Annotated in this window: 15 protein-coding genes; 9 read left to right on the top strand and 6 right to left on the bottom strand. The window is 40.3% G+C overall.

Features of this window, described 5'->3' with window-relative positions:
* Positions 1–28: 28 nt before the first annotated feature.
* Both OQ267_RS09705 and OQ267_RS09700 read left to right on the top strand, forming a co-directional pair.
* The gene (locus OQ267_RS09705) at positions 29–1,102 is read left to right on the top strand and encodes an efflux RND transporter periplasmic adaptor subunit (RefSeq protein WP_265835722.1); all 1,074 of its coding nucleotides are present in this window, start codon (positions 29–31) and stop codon (positions 1,100–1,102) included.
* 30 nt (positions 1,103–1,132) lie between these two features.
* Positions 1,133–4,261: an efflux RND transporter permease subunit gene (locus tag OQ267_RS09700; protein WP_265835721.1), complete on the top strand. Its 3,129-nt coding sequence runs from the start codon at positions 1,133–1,135 to the stop codon at positions 4,259–4,261.
* Positions 4,262–4,347: 86 nt separating this feature from the next.
* Here the strand turns inward: OQ267_RS09700 and OQ267_RS09695 are convergent, their stop codons facing one another.
* The gene (locus tag OQ267_RS09695; protein ID WP_265835720.1) at positions 4,348–4,881 is read right to left on the bottom strand and encodes a DinB family protein; all 534 of its coding nucleotides are present in this window, start codon (positions 4,879–4,881) and stop codon (positions 4,348–4,350) included.
* Positions 4,882–5,162: 281 nt separating this feature from the next.
* Here OQ267_RS09695 and OQ267_RS09690 point away from each other — a divergent pair, with 281 nt between their 5' ends.
* Positions 5,163–6,998, top strand: a complete 1,836-nt coding sequence (locus tag OQ267_RS09690; RefSeq protein WP_265835719.1) for an ABC transporter ATP-binding protein — start codon at positions 5,163–5,165, stop codon at positions 6,996–6,998.
* A gap of 197 nt (positions 6,999–7,195) precedes the next feature.
* On the opposite strand, the gene msrA is transcribed toward OQ267_RS09690, so the two are convergent.
* The 4 genes from msrA to OQ267_RS09670 all read right to left on the bottom strand — a co-directional run bounded on the left by msrA (position 7,196) and on the right by OQ267_RS09670 (position 12,958).
* Positions 7,196–7,687 carry a peptide-methionine (S)-S-oxide reductase MsrA gene (msrA, locus tag OQ267_RS09685; protein WP_265835718.1) on the bottom strand — a complete coding sequence of 164 codons (492 nt, stop codon included), beginning with the start codon at positions 7,685–7,687 and terminating at the stop codon, positions 7,196–7,198.
* A gap of 367 nt (positions 7,688–8,054) precedes the next feature.
* Positions 8,055–9,098: an NAD(P)-dependent alcohol dehydrogenase gene (locus tag OQ267_RS09680; protein ID WP_265818407.1), complete on the bottom strand. Its 1,044-nt coding sequence runs from the start codon at positions 9,096–9,098 to the stop codon at positions 8,055–8,057.
* Between the two features lie 143 nt (positions 9,099–9,241).
* Complete coding sequence (locus OQ267_RS09675) at positions 9,242–11,302, bottom strand: ATP-binding protein (protein ID WP_088302348.1); 2,061 nt, start codon at positions 11,300–11,302, stop codon at positions 9,242–9,244.
* A 159-nt stretch (positions 11,303–11,461) separates the two neighbouring features.
* Positions 11,462–12,958, bottom strand: a complete 1,497-nt coding sequence (locus tag OQ267_RS09670; protein WP_265835717.1) for a PLP-dependent aminotransferase family protein — start codon at positions 12,956–12,958, stop codon at positions 11,462–11,464.
* Between the two features lie 64 nt (positions 12,959–13,022).
* Between OQ267_RS09670 and OQ267_RS09665 the strand changes: the two genes are divergently transcribed.
* The 5 genes from OQ267_RS09665 (at position 13,023) to OQ267_RS09645 (ending at position 18,531) form a co-directional block, all read left to right on the top strand.
* Positions 13,023–14,888: a TonB-dependent receptor plug domain-containing protein gene (locus OQ267_RS09665; RefSeq protein WP_265835716.1), complete on the top strand. Its 1,866-nt coding sequence runs from the start codon at positions 13,023–13,025 to the stop codon at positions 14,886–14,888.
* Between the two features lie 110 nt (positions 14,889–14,998).
* Positions 14,999–16,003, top strand: a complete 1,005-nt coding sequence (locus OQ267_RS09660; RefSeq protein WP_265835715.1) for an SDR family oxidoreductase — start codon at positions 14,999–15,001, stop codon at positions 16,001–16,003.
* Between the two features lie 369 nt (positions 16,004–16,372).
* The gene (locus OQ267_RS09655) at positions 16,373–17,179 is read left to right on the top strand and encodes a phytanoyl-CoA dioxygenase family protein (protein WP_265835714.1); all 807 of its coding nucleotides are present in this window, start codon (positions 16,373–16,375) and stop codon (positions 17,177–17,179) included.
* 160 nt (positions 17,180–17,339) lie between these two features.
* Positions 17,340–18,020, top strand: coding sequence for a CDP-alcohol phosphatidyltransferase family protein (locus OQ267_RS09650; protein ID WP_265835713.1), 681 nt, complete (start codon positions 17,340–17,342; stop codon positions 18,018–18,020).
* Positions 18,021–18,069: 49 nt separating this feature from the next.
* Positions 18,070–18,531, top strand: coding sequence for a GtrA family protein (locus OQ267_RS09645; RefSeq protein ID WP_088302342.1), 462 nt, complete (start codon positions 18,070–18,072; stop codon positions 18,529–18,531).
* Positions 18,532–18,562: 31 nt separating this feature from the next.
* Here the strand turns inward: OQ267_RS09645 and OQ267_RS09640 are convergent, their stop codons facing one another.
* Positions 18,563–19,555: an MBL fold metallo-hydrolase gene (locus OQ267_RS09640; protein WP_265835712.1), complete on the bottom strand. Its 993-nt coding sequence runs from the start codon at positions 19,553–19,555 to the stop codon at positions 18,563–18,565.
* A gap of 116 nt (positions 19,556–19,671) precedes the next feature.
* On the opposite strand from OQ267_RS09640, the gene OQ267_RS09635 reads away from it, so the two are divergent.
* Positions 19,672–20,025: a winged helix-turn-helix transcriptional regulator gene (locus OQ267_RS09635; RefSeq protein ID WP_265835711.1), complete on the top strand. Its 354-nt coding sequence runs from the start codon at positions 19,672–19,674 to the stop codon at positions 20,023–20,025.
* Positions 20,026–20,030 lie beyond the last annotated feature (5 nt).

Below are 20,030 nucleotides of genomic sequence, written 5' to 3'. Positions count from 1 at the left end.
CATGATGCATTACATTTACAAAAATACAATGAAGGTATTTTTACTTTCTTCAATTGGTTTAGGCTTTGGGTGTGGCAGCCATCAAACAGAAGCTCCCCCCGAAAAATTTGCCATTACAGATTCATTACTGAACAGGTTATTAATTGATACGGTGCAACAGGCCAACAGTAAAGCAGATCTTATTTTTTCTGCCAGGATAACGGCTAATGAAGACCGCAAATCGGAACTTTTTCCTATGGTAAGCGGATTGGTAAACCGGGTAAACGTGCGCCTGGGCGATCAGGTGAATACCGGGCAAACTTTAGCTACGGTAACCAGTTCAGAAATGGCGGGATTTGATAAAGAAGTAATAGCCGCCAGGGCCGAAGTTCAAAATGCCAATCGTGCCTTAAAACAAGCTGAACAATTATATGAAAGTGGCCTATCATCTGCTAAGGAACTGGAAGAAGCTAAAAATGATTTCCTCATTAAGCAGGCAGAACTGAAAAGAGCTAATGCCGTTTTAAAGCTTAATGGCGGCAGCAACACCGGTTCATATGCCATTAAATCTCCCATTAGTGGTTTTGTGATTGAAAAAAATGTGACCAATAACATGCAGCTGCGTAGCGATAACGACAAAAGCCTGTTCACCATTGCCGATCTTTCTAATGTGTGGGCCATGATTAATATTTATGAGTCTAATATTTCACGCATCAAAGCAGGAGACGAGGTTAGTCTCTCTACCCTATCCTACCCCGAACAGGTATTTAAAGGTAAAATTGATAAAATATACAACCTGATTGACCAGGAAAGTAAAGTGATGAACGCCCGTGTAGTGATTGCCAATACCCAGGCTTTATTAAAACCAGGTATGCTGGGTACGGTTAAAGTATCTGCACATGCTGGTATTGATCTTCCGGCAATAAATGCGAGGGCGATTGTTTTCGACAACAATAAAAATTATGTGCTGGTATTAAATAACGAGAATAAGGTACGCATTCAGGAAATTGAAATCGGAAGAAAAACGGCCGACCGGGTATACATTAGTAAAGGCTTAACCGCTGGCGACCGCGTAATTGCTTCTAAACAGGTTTTTCTTTTTGAAAACCTTAAAACCCAGTAACCTCCGTTTCACCCAACAGATTTTTCTCCTATGAATAGATTTATCAAAAGCATCATCGGCTTTGCGCTGAAGAACAAATATTTTATTTTCTTTGCCACCTTTATCCTCATCCTGGCAGGTTATTTAAGTTTTAAAAACACCACTATTGATGCCTTTCCTGATGTAACCAATACCAACATTACCATTATTACGCAGTGGCCCGGACGAAGTGCTGAAGAAGTAGAGAAATTTGTGAGTCGCCCGCTGGAAATAGCGATGAATCCTACCGAAAAGCGGACGAGCATCCGTTCATCATCCCTGTTTGGACTTTCTATTGTTAAAGTAAGTTTTGAAGATGATGTGGACTATGCCGAAGCCCGGGTACAGGTAAATAACCATTTGGATGAAGCGGATCTTCCGGAAGGCATTCAGCCCGAAGTACAACCGCCCTACGGACCAACAGGTGAGATTTTTCGTTATACCTTAAGTAGTGATACCAAATCTGTCCGCGAACTTAAAACTCTGCAGGATTGGGTAATTCAGCGGGAGCTATTGGCTGTTTCTGGCATTGCGGATGTAGTGAGTTTTGGCGGAGAAGTGAAAACCTATCAGATTACGGTTGATCCGCAAAAATCCATTCAGTATGGGGTAACGGCAACCGAACTTTTTGAAGCCGTTTCTAAAAGCAACATTAATGTAGGTGGTGATGTGATTGTACAAAGCGGCCAGGCTTATGTGGTTCGTGGAATAGGTGTGCTCAATAACATTGATGAAATCAGGAATGTGGTGGTGGATAATATCAACGGAACACCAATTTATGTTAAAACCATTGCCGAAGTAGCAGAATCGGCCTTACCCAGATTAGGACAGGTGGGACGAGACAGCGATCCGGATGTGGTAGAGGGCATTGTTGTGATGCGAAAAGGTGAAAACCCAAGCGAAGTAATTGCCCGCCTGAAAGAGAAGATTGAGGTAATTAACAACAGTGTTTTACCTGATGATGTGAAGATTAAGGCTTTTTATGATCGGGAAGATTTGGTTAATTATTCCGTGCATACAGTGATGGGCAACATGCTGGAAGGAATTTTATTTGTTACCCTGATTGTATTTTTATTCATGGCCGATTGGCGCACCACCCTCATTGTTTCCATCATTATTCCACTGGCACTACTGTTTGCCTTTATCTGCCTGAAGCTGAAAGGAATGCCTGCAAATTTACTATCTATGGGGGCGATTGACTTCGGGATTATTATTGACGGCGCAGTGGTGATGGTAGAAGGGATTTTTGTAACGCTGGATATGAAAGCCAAAAAACTGGGGATAGAGCGCTTTAATAAAATGAGCAAACTGGGCTTCATTAAAAAAGCCAGCCTTGAAAATGGAAAAGGGATCTTATTTGCCAAACTCATCATCATCACCGGGCTATTACCTATTTTTACTTTTGAAAAAGTAGAAGGCAAAATGTTTTCTCCACTCGCCTGGACACTAAGTTTTGCCCTTCTTGGCGCCCTCATTTTAACCTTTACACTGGTGCCTGCAATGGCGAGTGTATTGCTTAAAAAGAACGTTAAAGAAAAACACAATGTGTTTTTAGAATGGATTACTAAAGTAACGCTTAAATTTTACGACAAATGTTTCAGTAAGAAAAAACTGGTGTTTTCCATTTCCATTTTGGTACTGGTTCTGGGGATTTTCAGTTTTAAATTTCTGGGAACAGAGTTTTTACCCAGCCTGGATGAAGGTTCTATCTATGTAAGGGCAACGGGGCCATTGAGTATTTCTTTAGATGAAACCAAAAAGCTTTCCAATGAGATGAGAAAGATCTTTTTAAGTTTTGAAGAAGTGAAACAGGTGATGTCGCAAACTGGTCGCCCGAATGATGGTACAGATGCCACAGGTTTTTATAACATGGAATTTCACGTGGATATTTATCCGAAGAAAGAATGGAAGCGAAAACAAAGTAAGGAACAGCTGATTGAACGGATGCAGGAAAAACTAAAAGGCTTTCCGGGCATTAGCCTGAACTTTTCTCAACCGATATCAGATAATGTAGAAGAGGCCGTTTCCGGTGTAAAGGGCTCCATCGTGGTGAAGCTATTTGGCGAAAATTTCGATTTTATGGAAAAAGAGGAAGAGAAAATTGAAAAAATTCTGAAAACTGTAGATGGAATCGAAGACCTTGGCATATTGCGAAACTTGGGTCAGCCGGAGTTACAGATTAACCTTGATCAGAAAAAAATGGCGCTTTATGGTGTTAGTACCGCTGATGCCAATGCCGTAATTGAAATGGCTATTGGTGGGAAGGCTGCCACGCAAATTTACGAGGGAGAGCGAAAATTTGATCTCATTATCCGCTATCCTGAAGATTTTAGAAATGATGAAAGTTCCATTGGCAAACTGCGCATCCCTACCCTTTCCGGATCAAATGTTCAGCTGGCCGAGATCTCAAGCATTAGGAAGATTACCGGCCCCAGTATGATTTACCGCGATAAACATAAACGTTATGGCGCCATCAAATTCTCGATTCGTGGACGGGATATGGGAAGTGTAATTGCTGAGGCACAGCAAAAAGTAAATGCTGAGATTAAGCTGCCAAAAGAATATAAACTGGAATGGGCGGGCGACTTCGAAAATCAGCAACGGGCTATTTCCCGCCTGTCACAAGCAGTTCCGGTTAGTTTATTGCTGATATTTTTTATCTTGTTTGTACTTTTCGGCAACATTCGCGATGCCCTATTGGTGTTAAACAATGTACCCTTTGCCATGATTGGCGGTATACTGGCCTTATTGGTCGCCGGGGTTAACTTCAATATTTCTGCCGGGATTGGTTTTATTGCCCTGTTTGGTATCTGTGTTCAGAATGGAGTGATCCTGATTACCAAATTCAAATCAAACCTGGCGGACTTAAAACACCATCAAAGCTGGACTTTTACCGATGCCATGCGTGATGGAATTGCCAGCCGATTCAGGCCTGTATTAATGACAGCACTAATGGCTGCTATTGGGTTAATGCCCGCAGCACTCTCTACCGGAATTGGATCTGAAGCTTCAAAGCCCTTAGCTATTGTGGTAATTGGTGGATTAATCACCAATACGCTTTTCAACCTTTTTGTTTATCCGATTGTTTTTTACTGGTCTTACCAGAAAAAGGTGCAAAAGGTTAATCCGGTTCAGGATTGATAACGCGCCTAAATGATTAACCAAAAAAGATTCAACATTTTAAAAAAGCCATTAACGCTTAATAAAGGGTTAATGGCTTTTTTAAGTTAAAATAATTTTTCTTGTGGAGGGGTAGTTTTAGCCAAACGCAAATAAACAGTGGTTTGTCCGCGGTGATGGGTTTGGTGTTCAAATCCTTTACCTAAGGCCTGCTCGCGATTCATATCAAAACGCCCAAAAAGTTTTACCTTTTCGTTTAGTTGAGCCGGAGTCATCTTTTTAATGGTGGCGATCATATAATCGTAACTTTCTAACACATCCTTAGTCACTGCAGACTTTGTTTTCTCAGTGGTTTTCTCCAGCTGATCTTTACCTTCCGGACTTTTCTCACCGGCAGCAGCAGCAGCAAAAACATAGTTATCTGCTGCCAGGTGTAACATCTGCTCAGCAAATGACCTCATTTCTGGTGTAGGTTTTAACGCATAACCTGTTTCTGGCATGGCATTTAAATATTCCGAAGTGTAAGTTTTAGCACGCTCCCATTCCTTCAATAAATCGGCAGTGGTAGTTTGTGCTTTGGCAACATTCATTAATACAAGAAACATGAATGTGCTGGTGAAGAGTTTTATAATTTTCATCATCTGTTTTTTTACAAAGTTAGCTTTCAGCTGTATATATTATGATCAGGCTGCATAGAAAGTTGTCAACACTGAAATATCAATATGAATTAAAGAAGGTCTTTAAGCAACTAAGAAAATATTAATCTATATAATTCAATAGACTTTAATGCCTTATATGCTAAAAAAATAATTATAACTTGAGACTTAAGAGCATGTTACAAACTTTAACTATCCAAAGATTTTACAAGCAACTGAATCTCTCATGCTGTATTAAGCTTAGCTTTGCAAGCGCTTCCCTACCTATGGCTAAAAACAGAAACACCATTTCATTAGAAAACATATCCTTCAAAGACAGGCTTACTTCACTCAAAAATTTACCAGATTTTTTCAACCTGGTTTGGAAAAGCAGTCCTGGAAAAACAAGTATCAGTTTTATTCTTCGCATACTGCGATCGGCTATGCCCGTTGCTTTATTATACGTGGGCAAACTCATCATCGATGAGGTGGTCGTATTAAACAGTCATGCCGGTAACGGAGATTTGCATAAATTATGGGAGCTGGTGGCTTTAGAATTTGCACTCGCTATTGTTACTGATGGATTAAACAGAATGATTAACCTGACGGATAGTTTACTGGGTGATTTATTCTCGAATTATACGTCAATGCGCATTATGCAACATGCGGCTACACTGGATCTGGATCAGTTTGAAGATTCTGTATTTTACGATAAACTGGAACGTGCCAGGCAACAAACCGTAGGCAGAACGGTATTGCTCTCACAAGTGATGAGCCAGATTCAGGATTTTATTTCCATAGCCTTTCTCCTCACCGGACTCATTGCCTTTAATCCATGGTTGATTGTATTGCTACTGCTCTCTATTATTCCTTCTTTTTTAGGTGAATCTTATTTTAATAGTAAAAACTATGCCCTTTCCAGAAGTCAGACACCTGAGCGCAGGGAACTGGATTACCTGCGTTATCTGGGAGCGAGTGATGAAACAGCGAAAGAAGTGAAGATCTTTGGCCTTTCAGATTTTGTAATCGGACGTTTTAAAATGCTGTCTGATCAGTTTTATGCAGATAACAGCAAACTAGCCGTCAGGCGTTCGGCTTGGGGTACTTTCTTTTCCGTGCTGGGTACTTTAGGTTATTATGCGGCTTATGGTTTTATCATTTACAATACTGTGGTCGGGAAATCCACAGTAGGTAGTCTTACCTTTTTAGCAGGTTCTTTCAGACAATTAAGCAGTTTAATGGAAACCATGTTATCCAGGTTTACCATCGTATCACAGGGTGCTATTTATTTAAATGATTTTATAGATTTTTTTGAGATTAAGCCCAAGATTACCAAGCCTGAAAATGCAATTCCCTTTCCGCATCCCATTCAAACCGGCTTTGTGTTTGAAAATGTTGGTTTTCAATACCATAATTCCACACGTTGGGCAAACAGAAACCTGAGCTTTGAACTTCGCCCGGGTGAAAAACTGGCATTGGTTGGTGAAAACGGAGCAGGCAAAACGACATTGGTTAAGCTCCTGGCCCGGCTGTACGATCCAACTGAAGGCCGCATTTTACTTGATGGAAAGGATTTAAAATCTTATGATCTGGATGACCTGAGACATCATCTCGGTATTATTTTTCAGGATTACATCCGTTACCAAATGACATTTTATCAAAACATTGCCGTCGGAAATATCAAAGAAATCGACAACCAGCAATTGGTTAAAAAAGCGGCTGAAGAGAGTCTTGCAGATCAACTGGCCGCCAAACTCCCGGGGGCTTACCAACAATGGCTGGGGAGAAAATTTAATGATGGTATAGAATTATCAGGTGGTGAATGGCAAAAGGTAGCTTTAGCAAGGGCTTATATGAAAGACGCACAGGTATTAATTCTTGATGAGCCTACTGCTGCTTTGGATGCCCGTGCAGAATATGAAGTTTTTCAACGCTTTTCCGAGTTAACAAAGGGAAAATCTGCTGTGCTGATTTCGCATCGCTTTTCTACCGCACGGCTGGCTGACCGGATTTTGGTTTTAGACCAGGGCACACTTCTCGAATCTGGTACACATGCAGAATTGCTGGAAAAGAATGGCAGGTATGCCGAGCTTTTTAACCTGCAAGCCAAAGGTTATCAATAGAAATTTAATTGCTGTATAAAATGGTAGATCATTTAATTGATTTTGGAGTGTGACCCCTATCCAAAGGTCGTCCTCTCGATTGTAGCGCAGCGTAACGGAGAGATCTTTGAACTTAGGTCTATTAATTACATAATTTAACTGGTTCAAAGATTCCTCCACTGCGTTAAGGATGATGAATCTTTATAATTCTTATCAACTTAGCTTAATTTCCACTCAGGCCTTTCAAAATGACAAGTATAACCATAAGGGTATTTTTGAAGATAATCCTGGTGTTCTTCCTCTGCATTCCAGAAATCTTCAGCAGGAACTACTTCCGTAATAATTTTACCTGGCCAGATTCCTGATGCTTCCATCTCCGCAATCAATTCAATTGCAGTTTCCCGCTGAGTATCATTTTCAAAGAAGATAGCAGAACGATAAGATGTTCCGACATCATTTCCTTGTCTGTTTTTAGTTGTTGGATCATGAATTTGAAAGAAATATTCCAATAAACGCCTGTATGATAATGTCTCCGGATCAAAAACAATCTCTATGGCTTCAGCATGTGTGCCATGGTTGCGGTATGTTGCATTTGGTACATCTCCACCAGTATAACCTACTACAGTGGAAATTACACCAGGCTGATGACGAATCAGTTCTTCTACCCCCCAAAAGCAACCGCCAGCCAGAATGGCTTTTTCAGTATTCATATTATATTATTTATGGATTAAAGTTAAAGGATGCTTATCTAAAACAGAAATATCTATCATCGATATGACGTCCTTATTGCGAATAATGTATGTATCCGCAATTAAAAATGACAACACGATAAAAGATATAAAGTTTTTGCACTTGGCTTACATCATCATTTCTACAGGTTCCGGTGAATTAAAGTTCAGCTTTTCCAATTACCTCAGATTTCCGAAGTTTTGATGGGTTGCATTCAGGAGAAACTTCGTAAGTTACTTTAAAAACAAACAAGGGATAAGCATTTGGCCATCCCTTGTTTGTACTAATTAACTGTTGTTGTCAGATGAATTGGTTTTAATAATAACCTATTGAAAGATCTGTTCAATCTTATAAGGTTGCCATATCAATTACGAAGCGGTATCTCACGTCACCTTTTTCCATCCGCTCATAAGCTTGATGAATGTTTTTCATATCAATGATCTCGATATCTGAAACAATGTTGTGTTCAGCACAAAAATCCAGCATTTCCTGGGTCTCAGCTATTCCTCCGATTCCTGAACCGGCAAGGCTTTTACGTCCGCCCAATAAACTGAATGCTGCAATTTCAGCTGGTTTTGGTGGTACGCCCACGCAAATATGTGTACCATTCGTTCTTAAAAGCGATAAATACATATTAAAATCGTGCTCGGCTGAAACTGTATCCAGAATAAAATCAAAGCTACCTTTTGCCGCAGCCACCTGATCCGGGTCTGTAGTCACCACAAAGTGATGTGCGCCTAACTTTTTAGCATCCTCTTCTTTTTTTGGCGAAGTACTTAAAACGGTTACTTCCGCTCCAAAAGCCACACCAAATTTAACCGCCATGTGGCCTAAACCGCCTAAACCTAAAACAGCAAGTTTATGGCCTTTGCCAACTTTCCAGTGTCTTAATGGTGAGTAAGTGGTGATACCTGCACAAAGTAATGGTGCAACAGCGGCCAGATTCAGCTTATCAGAAATATGTAATACAAATTCTTCCCTTACTACAATGTTATTTGAATATCCGCCATAAGTTGGCATTGAACCATCACGCTCCATGCCGTTATAAGTCTGCGTATTACCTTCAAGGCAGTATTGCTCTAAGTCTTGTTTACAGTTTTCGCAAACCTGGCAAGAATCTACCATGCAGCCCGTACCGGCAAGATCTCCTACTTTAAAATTTTTAACATGATCACCTACATTAATTACGCGACCAACAATTTCATGACCCGGAACCATTGGAAAAATACCTGGGAACCAGTCGTTTTTAATTTGATGTAAATCAGAATGGCATACGCCGCAGAAAAGTATTTCAAACTGTACATCGTGTGGTCCAACCTCACGGCGTTCAAAATCCCAGGGCGCCAGGTCTGTTTCGGCACTTTGTGCCGCATATCCTTTTGTTGCTATCATAAATATCTTAGTTGTTATTCTGTAAACAAATATAAATCGATTCAGTGTTCGGAATCAAAAATAAATGTCTGCAGTAATTCATTATTTAAAAAATAAGCGGTAAAAACACGATTATCAATGTGTTAAATCAGTCATACTAAATACTAATTATCCAGATCATCTGATTGAAGGATAGGTTGCGGGACAGCAGGAAGGCTAAAATTAAAAACAGAACCTTTTAAAATTTCACTTTCCACCCATATCTTGCCATTGTGTCTTTTCACAATCTCTGCACAAAGATAAAGACCAATTCCGAAGCCAGCTATGGATTTGGTATTGTGTTTTTCTACCCGGTAATAACGCTCAAATAAATGAGGAATATCCGAGGCTTCTATGCCCATTCCTTCATCACGAACACTAATCACCGAACCTTGCTTGTCGGAAATGCAGGAAATCCGTACTTCTGTACCCATTGGCGAATATTTAATGGCATTGCTGATAAAATTGTTAATTACCTGCCCGATTTTATCTTTATCCGCATTCACCCAGGCAGTTTCCACCGGATCAAAAATGACGGTATGTCCGTCAGCATTTAAAATGGTATCGTCTTCAATTTCACGGATAAGTACACTAATATCAAAAAGTTCTTTTTCTATGTAAATTTTTCCTGATTCCAGTCTGGATACATTCAGAAAACCATTGATCATTCTGGTCATCTTGGTGATTTGTTTGTCTGCCTTATCCAGAATATTTTTAGTGAGGATATCATCGATCCGCTGTGTTTTCAGTTGCAGGAGCTGCACAAACCCTTTTAATGAGGTAAGCGGCGTTTTAAGCTCATGACTTACCATTCCTATAAAATCATCCTTCCGTATATTGTCCTCTTTTTCTTCCGTGATATCCAGAATGGTACCTGAGAAATGGCCATCAGGTTCTTCTTCGGTTTTATAATGTTTTCCGGTTGATTTAACCCATCGGATCAGTCCGTCATTGCGTTTAATAATGGTATATTCCATATCAAAAACGAGATCCTCTTTAATCACCGCTTCTGCTGAACGGATGACCTGCTGCCGGAATTCGATACCTACCTGATCAATTACAGACTGAAAAGTCATTTCCTCATCATTGCCATAACCAAAAATTTCCTTCAGCCTGGCGGATGCCCACATTTTACCAGAAGTGCCATCAATGGTATAGGTTCCAAGCTTAGCCTGTTCAATCGCGCTACTCTGTTTCTGCTCACTCTGTGCTAAGCGGATGTAGGATGCACGAAGATCGTGACTCACTTCTTCCACCTTTTTTCTGGCCATTACCTGTTCAGTGATATCAATGGCCATATTAATGACACCGGTAATTCTGCCGCTTTCAATCAAAGGGCAATAAGTGAAATTATAATAGCAGGTGATTTCCTTATTTTTGCGAATCAGTTGTATCGCGTGTTCATTCACGTAAATGGTTTCACCAGTGCGGTACACTTTCTGTAATAACCCGTAAGCGGGCTGTTTGTCAAACTCAGGGATTGCGGAAAGGATCGGTTGGTGCAGGATGTTGGCTTCCTGACGTAAAAGTTCAAGCATAGGCGGATTAATTGCCTCAACCTGAAAATAATTACCTTTAAATAAGGCCATGGCAATGGGTGCCTGCTGAATGAGCATATGACTTCGCTGTTCGGCCAGAACAGAGCGCTCAAGCAATGCAGCATTTAGCTTTTCTGATTTTTCAAGCAAAGCCATTTTCCGGCGTAACTCCATCTTATCCATCACCTGCTTGGCCAGAATTTTTAAAGCCATACGCTGTGATTCGCTGAGTTTTCTTGATACAGAATCAATTACACAAAGTGAACCAATTGGGAAACCCTCTTCATTAATTAGCGGTACACCAGCATAAAAAGCAATGTAAGGCTGACCTGTTACAAGCGGGTTATGCATAAACCGTACATCTTTTTTGGCATCTTCTATTTCCATTAGTTCATAAGGATCCTGAATGGCATGTGCGCAGAAAGAATAATCCCTGTGGGTTTCTGTCACGTCCAGTCCTTTCCTGGATTTAAACCATTGCCTTTTCTCATCAACCAGACTAACCAGGGCAATGGGAGAATTACAAATAATGGAAGAAAGTTCTGTCAGATCATCAAACTCGCGTTCAGATAATGTATCCAGAATATGATAGGATTGCAACGCTTTTAAGCGCTCAATTTCATTAGCAGGCTGTGGCACAAACGACATTTAATTTATGAATCATAGTTGATCAAATATTATTGATTGAACCAGTAAAATTAATGGATATTTAACTCTCTGTCATTAACCTGATAAACTCAAAAAGATTTATGGGTTAATGGCTGACCGAAATAACATAAAAGGGGCTAAAATGTTTGACCTGAAAGGCTAATCATTACGTTTATTGAGCAGACTTTTAAGTGATCTGGCCAGAATATCAACCGCATTTTCCATCTCGTTCAGATTCATGCTGCCAAACCCCAGGCGGGTGGCGATCATATTTTTGGTTTGGTACAAAATGGTTTTGGGTAAAAACAGACCATTTTCAGCACATTTTTGCTGCATTTTAATGAGGTTAAAATGATCTAGCCATTCTATCCAGACGGCCAGGCCGCGTGTGGGAATATTAAACCGGATTCTTCCCTTCAGTTTATCGTTCAGCAAGCGTACAAAAGCATCACGCCGTGCTTTATAAATAAGTTTATTTTTTTTCGAAAGCCGGTGCACTTCCCCATCCTGAATCCAGTTTGTTAAAACCTGTTCTTTCATTACATCTATCCCTGGTTCCAGAATCCGCTGGTGCTTTTCCAGTTCTTTGATAAATGCGGCAGGCGCGGTAATAAAACCATAGCCAAAACCAGCAGGCAGTGATCTGGCAAACGACCCCAGGTAAACCACATGCTCATTTGCATCTATGGCTGCCAAAGGCAAAACAGGGTTACTATCCAGGTGAAAATCAAAGTCGTAATCATCTTCCACAATTACAAAACCGTATTGATGGGCCAATTCCAGCATTTCCATCCGTCTTTTGGCACTCAGCAAAATCGTACTGGGGTAATGATAAATGGAGGTGAGGTAAACCATTCTGATTTTTTGTGTTTCACATACTTTCTTTAACGCGGCTAAATGCAGTCCCTCTTCATCCACAGCAACAGGAATGATCTTTGCGCCACTGTCAGTTAAGGTCATATTGGATAAATAATAGCCTGGTGAACCCACTACTACATAATCACCTTCCGAAAGGAGTAATTTCGCCACCAGATACAGGCTTACTTCATGGCTGCTGGTGGTCAGAAGATTGGATTCAGAAATCCGCAGACCACGTGTAAGGTTTAAGAAGTTGAAAAACTGTTTTTTAAAATGCTGGTGAGCCTGTGTTTGTATTTGCGCCCAGGGTTCACGGACTTTCTGCCGTTTCAGTTTTGACACATATAGCCTTGCCACGATATCAGTATGAATCAGCCTTATATCAGGCAATCCATCATTAAACTGTAAAGGCAAATCACTCCATTCTACCGGGTTTTCTAGTACGGACGAGCATTTAAAACTAAAACCACCTGCTGCTTTGTTGCTTTTTTCAGCATTTGAAATCTCCCTTTTACCCTGATACTGCTTTTGATCTGATAAAATAAAAGTACCCTGATTGGGCCTGATCTCAATAAAACCCTGTGCTTCCAGATCCTGGAAAGCTTTAATCAGCGTATTTCTATTCACCAAAAGGATTTTACATAATATCCGTGTACCCGGAAGTTTTGTACCTTCAGGAAGCAAACCCAGTTGAATTGCCTTAATAAACTCAAAAATAATTTGTAGGTAAACTGGCGTAGCATCCTCGGCCTTGAGTTGAATAAAACTTTTAAAGGGAATTTGAACCGGACTATCCATTATATTAAAACTGGTATACTTTAGTGGTACGGCAAGGTAGTACTTTTGCCGAAAATTATAACAAATGAAAAAAATTTACCTGGCTTTATCACTCTTCTGGTGTACTAACTTATATGCCCAGCAAAAGCAAGATACCGTAATCACTTTTAAAGACGTGGTCATTAATGAAAATGGCTTTCATACACCCATATCCAAGCAAAACAGAAACGTGTATATCATTGATCAGGCCATGATTGCTAAACTGCCCGGACGTACCATTCAGGAACTTTTGCAATATGCCAATGGTGTAGACTTAAGGCAAAGAGGTCCCTTTGGCAGTCAGGCAGACATTAGCATTGATGGCGGAAGTTTTGAGCAAACGGTTGTGCTGTTAAATGGAGTCAAAATTATAGATACGCAAACGGCCCATAATATGCTCAACCTCCCTATTCCGGTAGAAGCTATTGAGCGCATTGAAATTGTTCGCGGACCAGCTGCCCGGATTTACGGCATCAACAGCCTAACCGGGGCCATTAACATCATTACTAAAAAATTTACCAAATCAGGCTTTCTGATTGACTCCTATGCGGGTTCAAATTTCAAAAAAAATGCTGAAGGTAACGGGAAAACATTTTATGGTGCTGGTGTTCAGGCCGGAGCAGTGTTAAGTCAAAAAAATAATCAGCATGCTATCTTTGGTTCACGCGATCAAAGCAATGGTTACCGTTTTAATACCCAGTTTGAAAACCTCAAATTACTTTATCAGGGCAATATTCAGATTGATAGTGCAAATGAAATTATGACTTCATTTGGTTATACCAAAAATGAATTCGGTGCCAATGGATTTTATGCCGCTCCAGGTGACCGGAATTCTACCGAAGCAGTACAAACCACATTGGCAAGTGTACAATCGAAACATAAACTTTCAGAAAAATGGCTGCTGATGCCCAGATTGAGTTATCGCTATAATTTTGATGATTACCGCTATTTTGGCAATACCAATCCTAATGCAGGCGTAAGCAGGCATGCTACCCATTCACTTGCAGCAGAAGTAAACAGTACCTATAAAACCAAAAGTGGTGAATGGGGATTGGGTGCAGAAGTAAGAAGTGATGCCATTAATTCCTCCAACATCGGCAAACACCAAAGAGAAAATATGGGTATGTATGCACAGTACAGAACTTTCCTCACCGAAAAACTGAATGTTAATCTGGGATCTTACGTGAATTATAACACATCTTACAAATGGCAGGTCTATCCGGGGCTTGATGCCAGTTACGCTTTTACGGAAGTTTTCAAAGTTATAGGAAGTATTGGTACCAGCCAGAGACTGCCATCATTTACTGACCTCTATCTGAACCAACGACCTGGAAACATTGGCAATCCAAATGTCGTCCCTGAAAATGCATTCCAGGGCGAAGCTGGTTTCAAGATTTTAAAAGGAGATTTCACCTTCAATTCTAGCTTTTTCTACAGGCGAATTACAAATTTTATCGATTACACCAGATTGGTCAGTACAGAACCATTTGAAGCCAACAATGTAGGTAACCTGATGACCAGGGGGTTCAATCTGCGATCCAACTATAGCCTTGAAATGACAGAAAATGCGAAGATGAATATCAATCTTGCCTATTCTTATCTTCAATCCAGATTTGGAGGCATGCAGCCAGGAATTGCTTCTAAATACCAGCTGGCTTCCTTAAAACACCAGGTAACCAATACCGTTGATTTTAAATACCATAATTTCACTTTATTGGTGGCCACACGTTTTAATCAGCGGCTGTCAGGATCAAGCTATTGGATCAATGATCTGCGGGTTAGTCAGTCTATTCAGAAATTTACCATATACCTGGATGCGCAAAACATTTTCGACACCCAATATTTCGAAATCGGTACTATTCCGCTCCCATCCCGTTGGGTAAGCCTGGGGGTAAAATTCGTAAGCTTTTAAAGTTGCGCGAATGATGTGATTTCCTGGTTTTGATTTATGGTTTATAGTTCATCAGATTTCTGAAACTTAAAAAATTTGAGCGGGTTATAAAGATAAACCTAAACATCATCATGGAAAACGAAAAAATGAGCAGACGAAAGGCACTGGGTGGCCTGAGTTTAGCAATGGCTGCCGTTGCAGCTTCTCCTATTTTAAGCAATGCCGCAGTGCCGGAAGATACAAAATTCGGCCCTGCGGATTTACAAGATCCCACTACAAAATATCCGCGCCCGCCCTTTACACATCAAAACCAACCCTGGCCGGCGCTGGCAAGCAAAATGGATCCCAAACCAGATCATGGTGAAACCAGCTACAAAGGATCAGGCCGTTTAGCAGGTAGAAAAGCACTGATTACCGGTGGTGATTCGGGCATGGGCAGAGCTGCGGCAATTGCCTATGCACGTGAAGGTGCCGACGTAGCCATTAACTATCTGCCACAGGAAGAACCTGATGCACGGGAAGTAGTAGAACTGATTAAAAAAGCCGGCCGGAAAGCCTTTGCTATTCCGGGAGATATCAGGGATGAAAACTTTTGCAAAAAACTAGTAGATGAAGCGGCCAGACAATTGGGTGGCTTAGATATCGTAATCAGTAATGCCGCCCGTCAACAATCTAATCCCTCTATTACAGACATTACCACTGAACAATTTGACTGGACCATTAAGACGAATATTTATGCGCCTTTCTGGATCATTAAGGCTGCATTGACCTATTTAAAACCAGGCTCATCCATTATCGGCACCACATCGGTACAGGCCACAGATCCCTCGGCAGATTTATATGATTATGCACAAACCAAGGCCGCTACTACCAATTTTGTGAAATCGCTGGCTAAACAACTCGGTCCGAGAGGAATACGCGTAAATGGTGTAGCACCTGGTCCGATCTGGACACCTTTGCAAATGGGTGGAGGATCTACACCAGAGAAATTAAAGGCATTTGGAAAGGATACACCGCTTGGCCGCCCCGGGCAACCTGCTGAATTGGCCTCCATTTATGTGCAATTGGCTGCAAATGATGCCAGTTTTTCTACCGGGCAGATTTATGGCGCAGCTGGCGGATCTGGTCAGCCATAAACTAAAATGCACTGATCTTAAGAATAAGATTAGTGCATTTTATCACAAGGATTAAAGCCGTTGTATTTTCCCTGACAAGATATTTTAAAGTGAAGCATTTACGCCTGTAAAAAATTGATCTCAACCTCAGTTTTCAAAGCCCTGATCTTGATTTTAAAAAATAATCAGAAAAAAACACTACATTGTTCTTTAGAATATTAAAAAAACATTAAGTTTGTGTTATACACTACTAAATCTATAGATTATGTATAATAAAACAAAGCTGTTTTATTTTCCGGTACAAAACTCATCGCGAATGCGAATGTATTGTTGCGGCGCATAATTTTCTCTTCTACCAATGCTTTATTTTCAACTATTAACTTTATTACAATGGCATCATCGTATCCAACCTTCACCCTATCAGAAAAACTCACCGATCAACAGGTAGAATTTTTTAATATTCACGGATTTATACACTTTAAAAATTTTATTACCCAACCAACCGTTGAATCCATTATACAGGCTTCGAAGGAAGTTCAGCAAAAATGGATTGATACCGACATCCAAAAGGTGAATGGTGTTCCTATAAAATATGGAAGAGATATAGATGGTGAAAAAATCGTACAACGTTTCGCTTTTATCAATCAGCACCATAAAACCTTAAGTGGATTATTAATGGATCCACGATTATCGGCTCTGCTGCCATTGGCTGGAGAAGATGCAAGATTAGGAGTAGAAGAAAAGGACGGGATGGTATTTAATCATTACGTGAACGGCCCGCAAAGTGGTTTCACTAAAATGGGTTGGCATACCGATGGTTTGAGGGATATTTTTTATGGCGGCAAACTAAACCCAATGCTAAATGTTGGTGTTCATTTAAGTACGCAAACCGAAGAAAACGGTGGTTTAAAAATTATTCCCGGTACCCACAAGCAAAGTATCTACCAAATGCTTTTCCGTAAAAAATACTTTCTGGATAACCGCACGGATAAAGATGAAATTTCCATTTTGCCTCAGGCCGGAGATTTAACCGTACACGATGGGAGACTTTGGCACCGTGTAGCACAATCTTCACTTCGGGGTGAACCAAGCCGCAGAAGGGTGATCTACGTCCCGATCATTGCCGGAAAATACGTGCCTAAAAATGAGAATAGTCCAACGGTGTTTTATCAGCGTTTCGCTGGAATAGTCAAATAACGTATGCTAATAATCCTATTTTTAAGTTATCTTGCGCGAACGGGCAAACTCAAACGTCAGCTTAGCCTGATCAAGTCTTTGCCTGGAAAAATCAATGGAAAGCTGATCAGATCCAAAATGGCCATACTGGCTTGCCTCTTAGCTTTTGGTCAATAATGGAATGGAAAATAAGATAACAGAACGGGCACAGATTTTTGCAGACAGAAAACGAACAAATATCTTAAAGGCAGGGGAACAACAATTTATTCATTTTTTACTCAGGTATATACCGGCCTTTATTTCTCCAAATATCATGACCGGAGTAGGCATGTTTGGATCAGTTATCGTATGCACAGCCTTTCTTTTGGCTGCAAATTTTGGACATGCATTTTTACCGATCGGAATTATCGGACTTTTTATCAACTGGATTGGTGATTCGCTGGATGGAAGATTGGCTTATTATCGGGGTATCGCCCGAAAATGGTACGGATTTGCTCTAGACATCATCATGGATTGGCTCAGCATCATCCTGATTGGGATAGGATATTACTTTTATGCTACAGATTCCACCCGGATCTTAGGTTTCATCTTTGTGGTTTGTTACGGCTGGTCTATGATTATCTCATTGCTCCGATATAAAATTATAGGGGTTTACCGAATTGATGCAGGTCTTTTAGGCCCTACTGAACTCCGCGTCATTATTGCGATGATCTTGATAGTGGAAACCGCTATTCCAGGCTCAATCACCTATTCTGCCCTGATCACCACAGTGATATTATTGGTAATTAACCTCAAAGATACCAATGCTTTACTGGATCTTGGAAATGAACGGGATCGCGAAGAAAGAGAAATAAAACCTTAAAAATTAATACGCAATCTATAAAGCTGTTGCTGATCAATCAGAAAATATCATGAGTAAAAAGAAATCGATTTTGGTTTTTCTGAAAGCACAGGTAGCTGCATTTGCCGGTGGAGTAACAGATTATGGCCTCATGATTCTTTTTACTGAAATGCTGGGTATTCACTTTACCATTTCTATTCTGCTTTCCGGCACATTGGGTGGAATTGTTAATTTTTGTATCAATAGGTTCTGGGCATTTAATGATGGTGCTGAATATGTTGCATCTCCAAAGAAACAACTCATCAAATTTGCAGTAGTCGTACTGGGAAGTATTTCCCTAAAATCAGCAGGAACTTATCTATTACAAAAGTTTTTTAATCTCGATTACCGCATCGGCCGACTATTGATTGACAGTCTTGTTTCTTACGGCTTTAATTACCCGATGATGAAATTTTGGGTATTTAAAACACAAGTGATGGAAACGGTACCCTGTGAATACGGTAATACCAATAAGCTGATAAATCAACGATAATAACTATCGGGCACACGACCAATAGACCTTATCATGATTCATCTGGCCCCATAGCCAACTGTTGTACCCATTCATATGCATTACCTTTTTTGCGTACATGCCCTAAGCCCGGCCATGGCAAATGATAAGAAAAAATCAGCGATCGTGATGCGGCTAAATCACTCATCACTTTTCTTCTGGTTTGTACCGCCTGGTTAAAATTGCTGTCTCCTTCGAAACCCCATTCTGGGTGGGCGACCACTAAAATTGCTGAATGAACCAAATCTGCAATATGATATAGCGATGCTTCATTCGAGAAAATTTTAGCCACACAATGACCTGGTGTATGGCCAGGTGCCAATTGCATGGTTATACAATCGATGATAGTATCTCCATCTTCAAAAAGATGTAATTGATCACCCAAAGCATTTATATTTTTTTTTGCCACATCTTTTACAAATTGGATTAGCTGCTGATCGGTAAGCTTACTTTTCGAAAAATCAGGATTTTCTGATAACCAGAAATCATGATCAATGCGTGATAAATAAACCTTTGCTTTTGGAAATAACAATTGATTTTCTGCACCTGTTAATCCGCCAATATGATCAGGGTGTGCATGTGTAATCACCACATCAGTTACGTCTTCCGGATTGATGCCAGCCTTTTGAAGGTTTTTAATCAATCCGCCAGACTGTTCGCCAAAATTTGCACCACATCCGCTATCCAATAAAATCGTTCTGCCTTTCGATTTGATCACCAGAATATTAATGCCCAGTTCAATATGGTCTGTTGAAGCAAAGTTTCGCTCCAGTTCCTGTTCAACCCGACGGGAATTGATACCTGGCGCAAAATTCGGTTGAATAGGTTTTATTACAATTCGGCCATCGCTGACTACCATCAGGTCTAATTCACCAAGTTTAAACTGATGAAAGCTATTCCTTTTCTTCCCTATAGCGTTTAGCGGCTTAGCCACCAAACTTCTGATATCTGTAAACCCGATGAGTGCGAGTCCGGCAAATCTTAATAATGCTGTTCTTCTGTCCATTTTTTTTCTTCAAAGCTATCATATTGATATCTTTGCGTCAAGTATGTACTTTTAAGTATCCTACATACTTTTTGTATTCTATTGCTAAAAATCAGCTACATAAAATGATAAAAAAAATGAGAAAGGAAAAAGACGAACCTTATTGCGCCGTTGATTTTGCATTCCAAAGGATCGGCGGAAAATACCGTGGCAGAATTTTATGGTATCTTCATTTACATCAGGTATTAAGATATGGAGAATTGAAAAGACTACTCAATGGAATTACAACTAAAATGCTTACCCAAACATTAAGGGAACTCGAACAGGACGAAATGGTTAACCGTAAAGTATACCTGGAGGTTCCGCCAAAGGTTGAATATTCCCTAACAGCAAATGCCAAAGAGCTTATTCCATTGATCAATGAACTAAGAGAATGGGCCGATCGCCGAATAATGGAAAATCCAAAAACTGGTACTAAAATGCCATGCTAGTGATA

Source organism: Pedobacter sp. MR22-3 (assembly GCF_026240075.1).
Taxonomy (GTDB): domain Bacteria; phylum Bacteroidota; class Bacteroidia; order Sphingobacteriales; family Sphingobacteriaceae; genus Pedobacter.
Note: the sequence above shows the minus strand (reverse complement) of the source record. Positions and strands in the feature narration are given on the sequence as shown.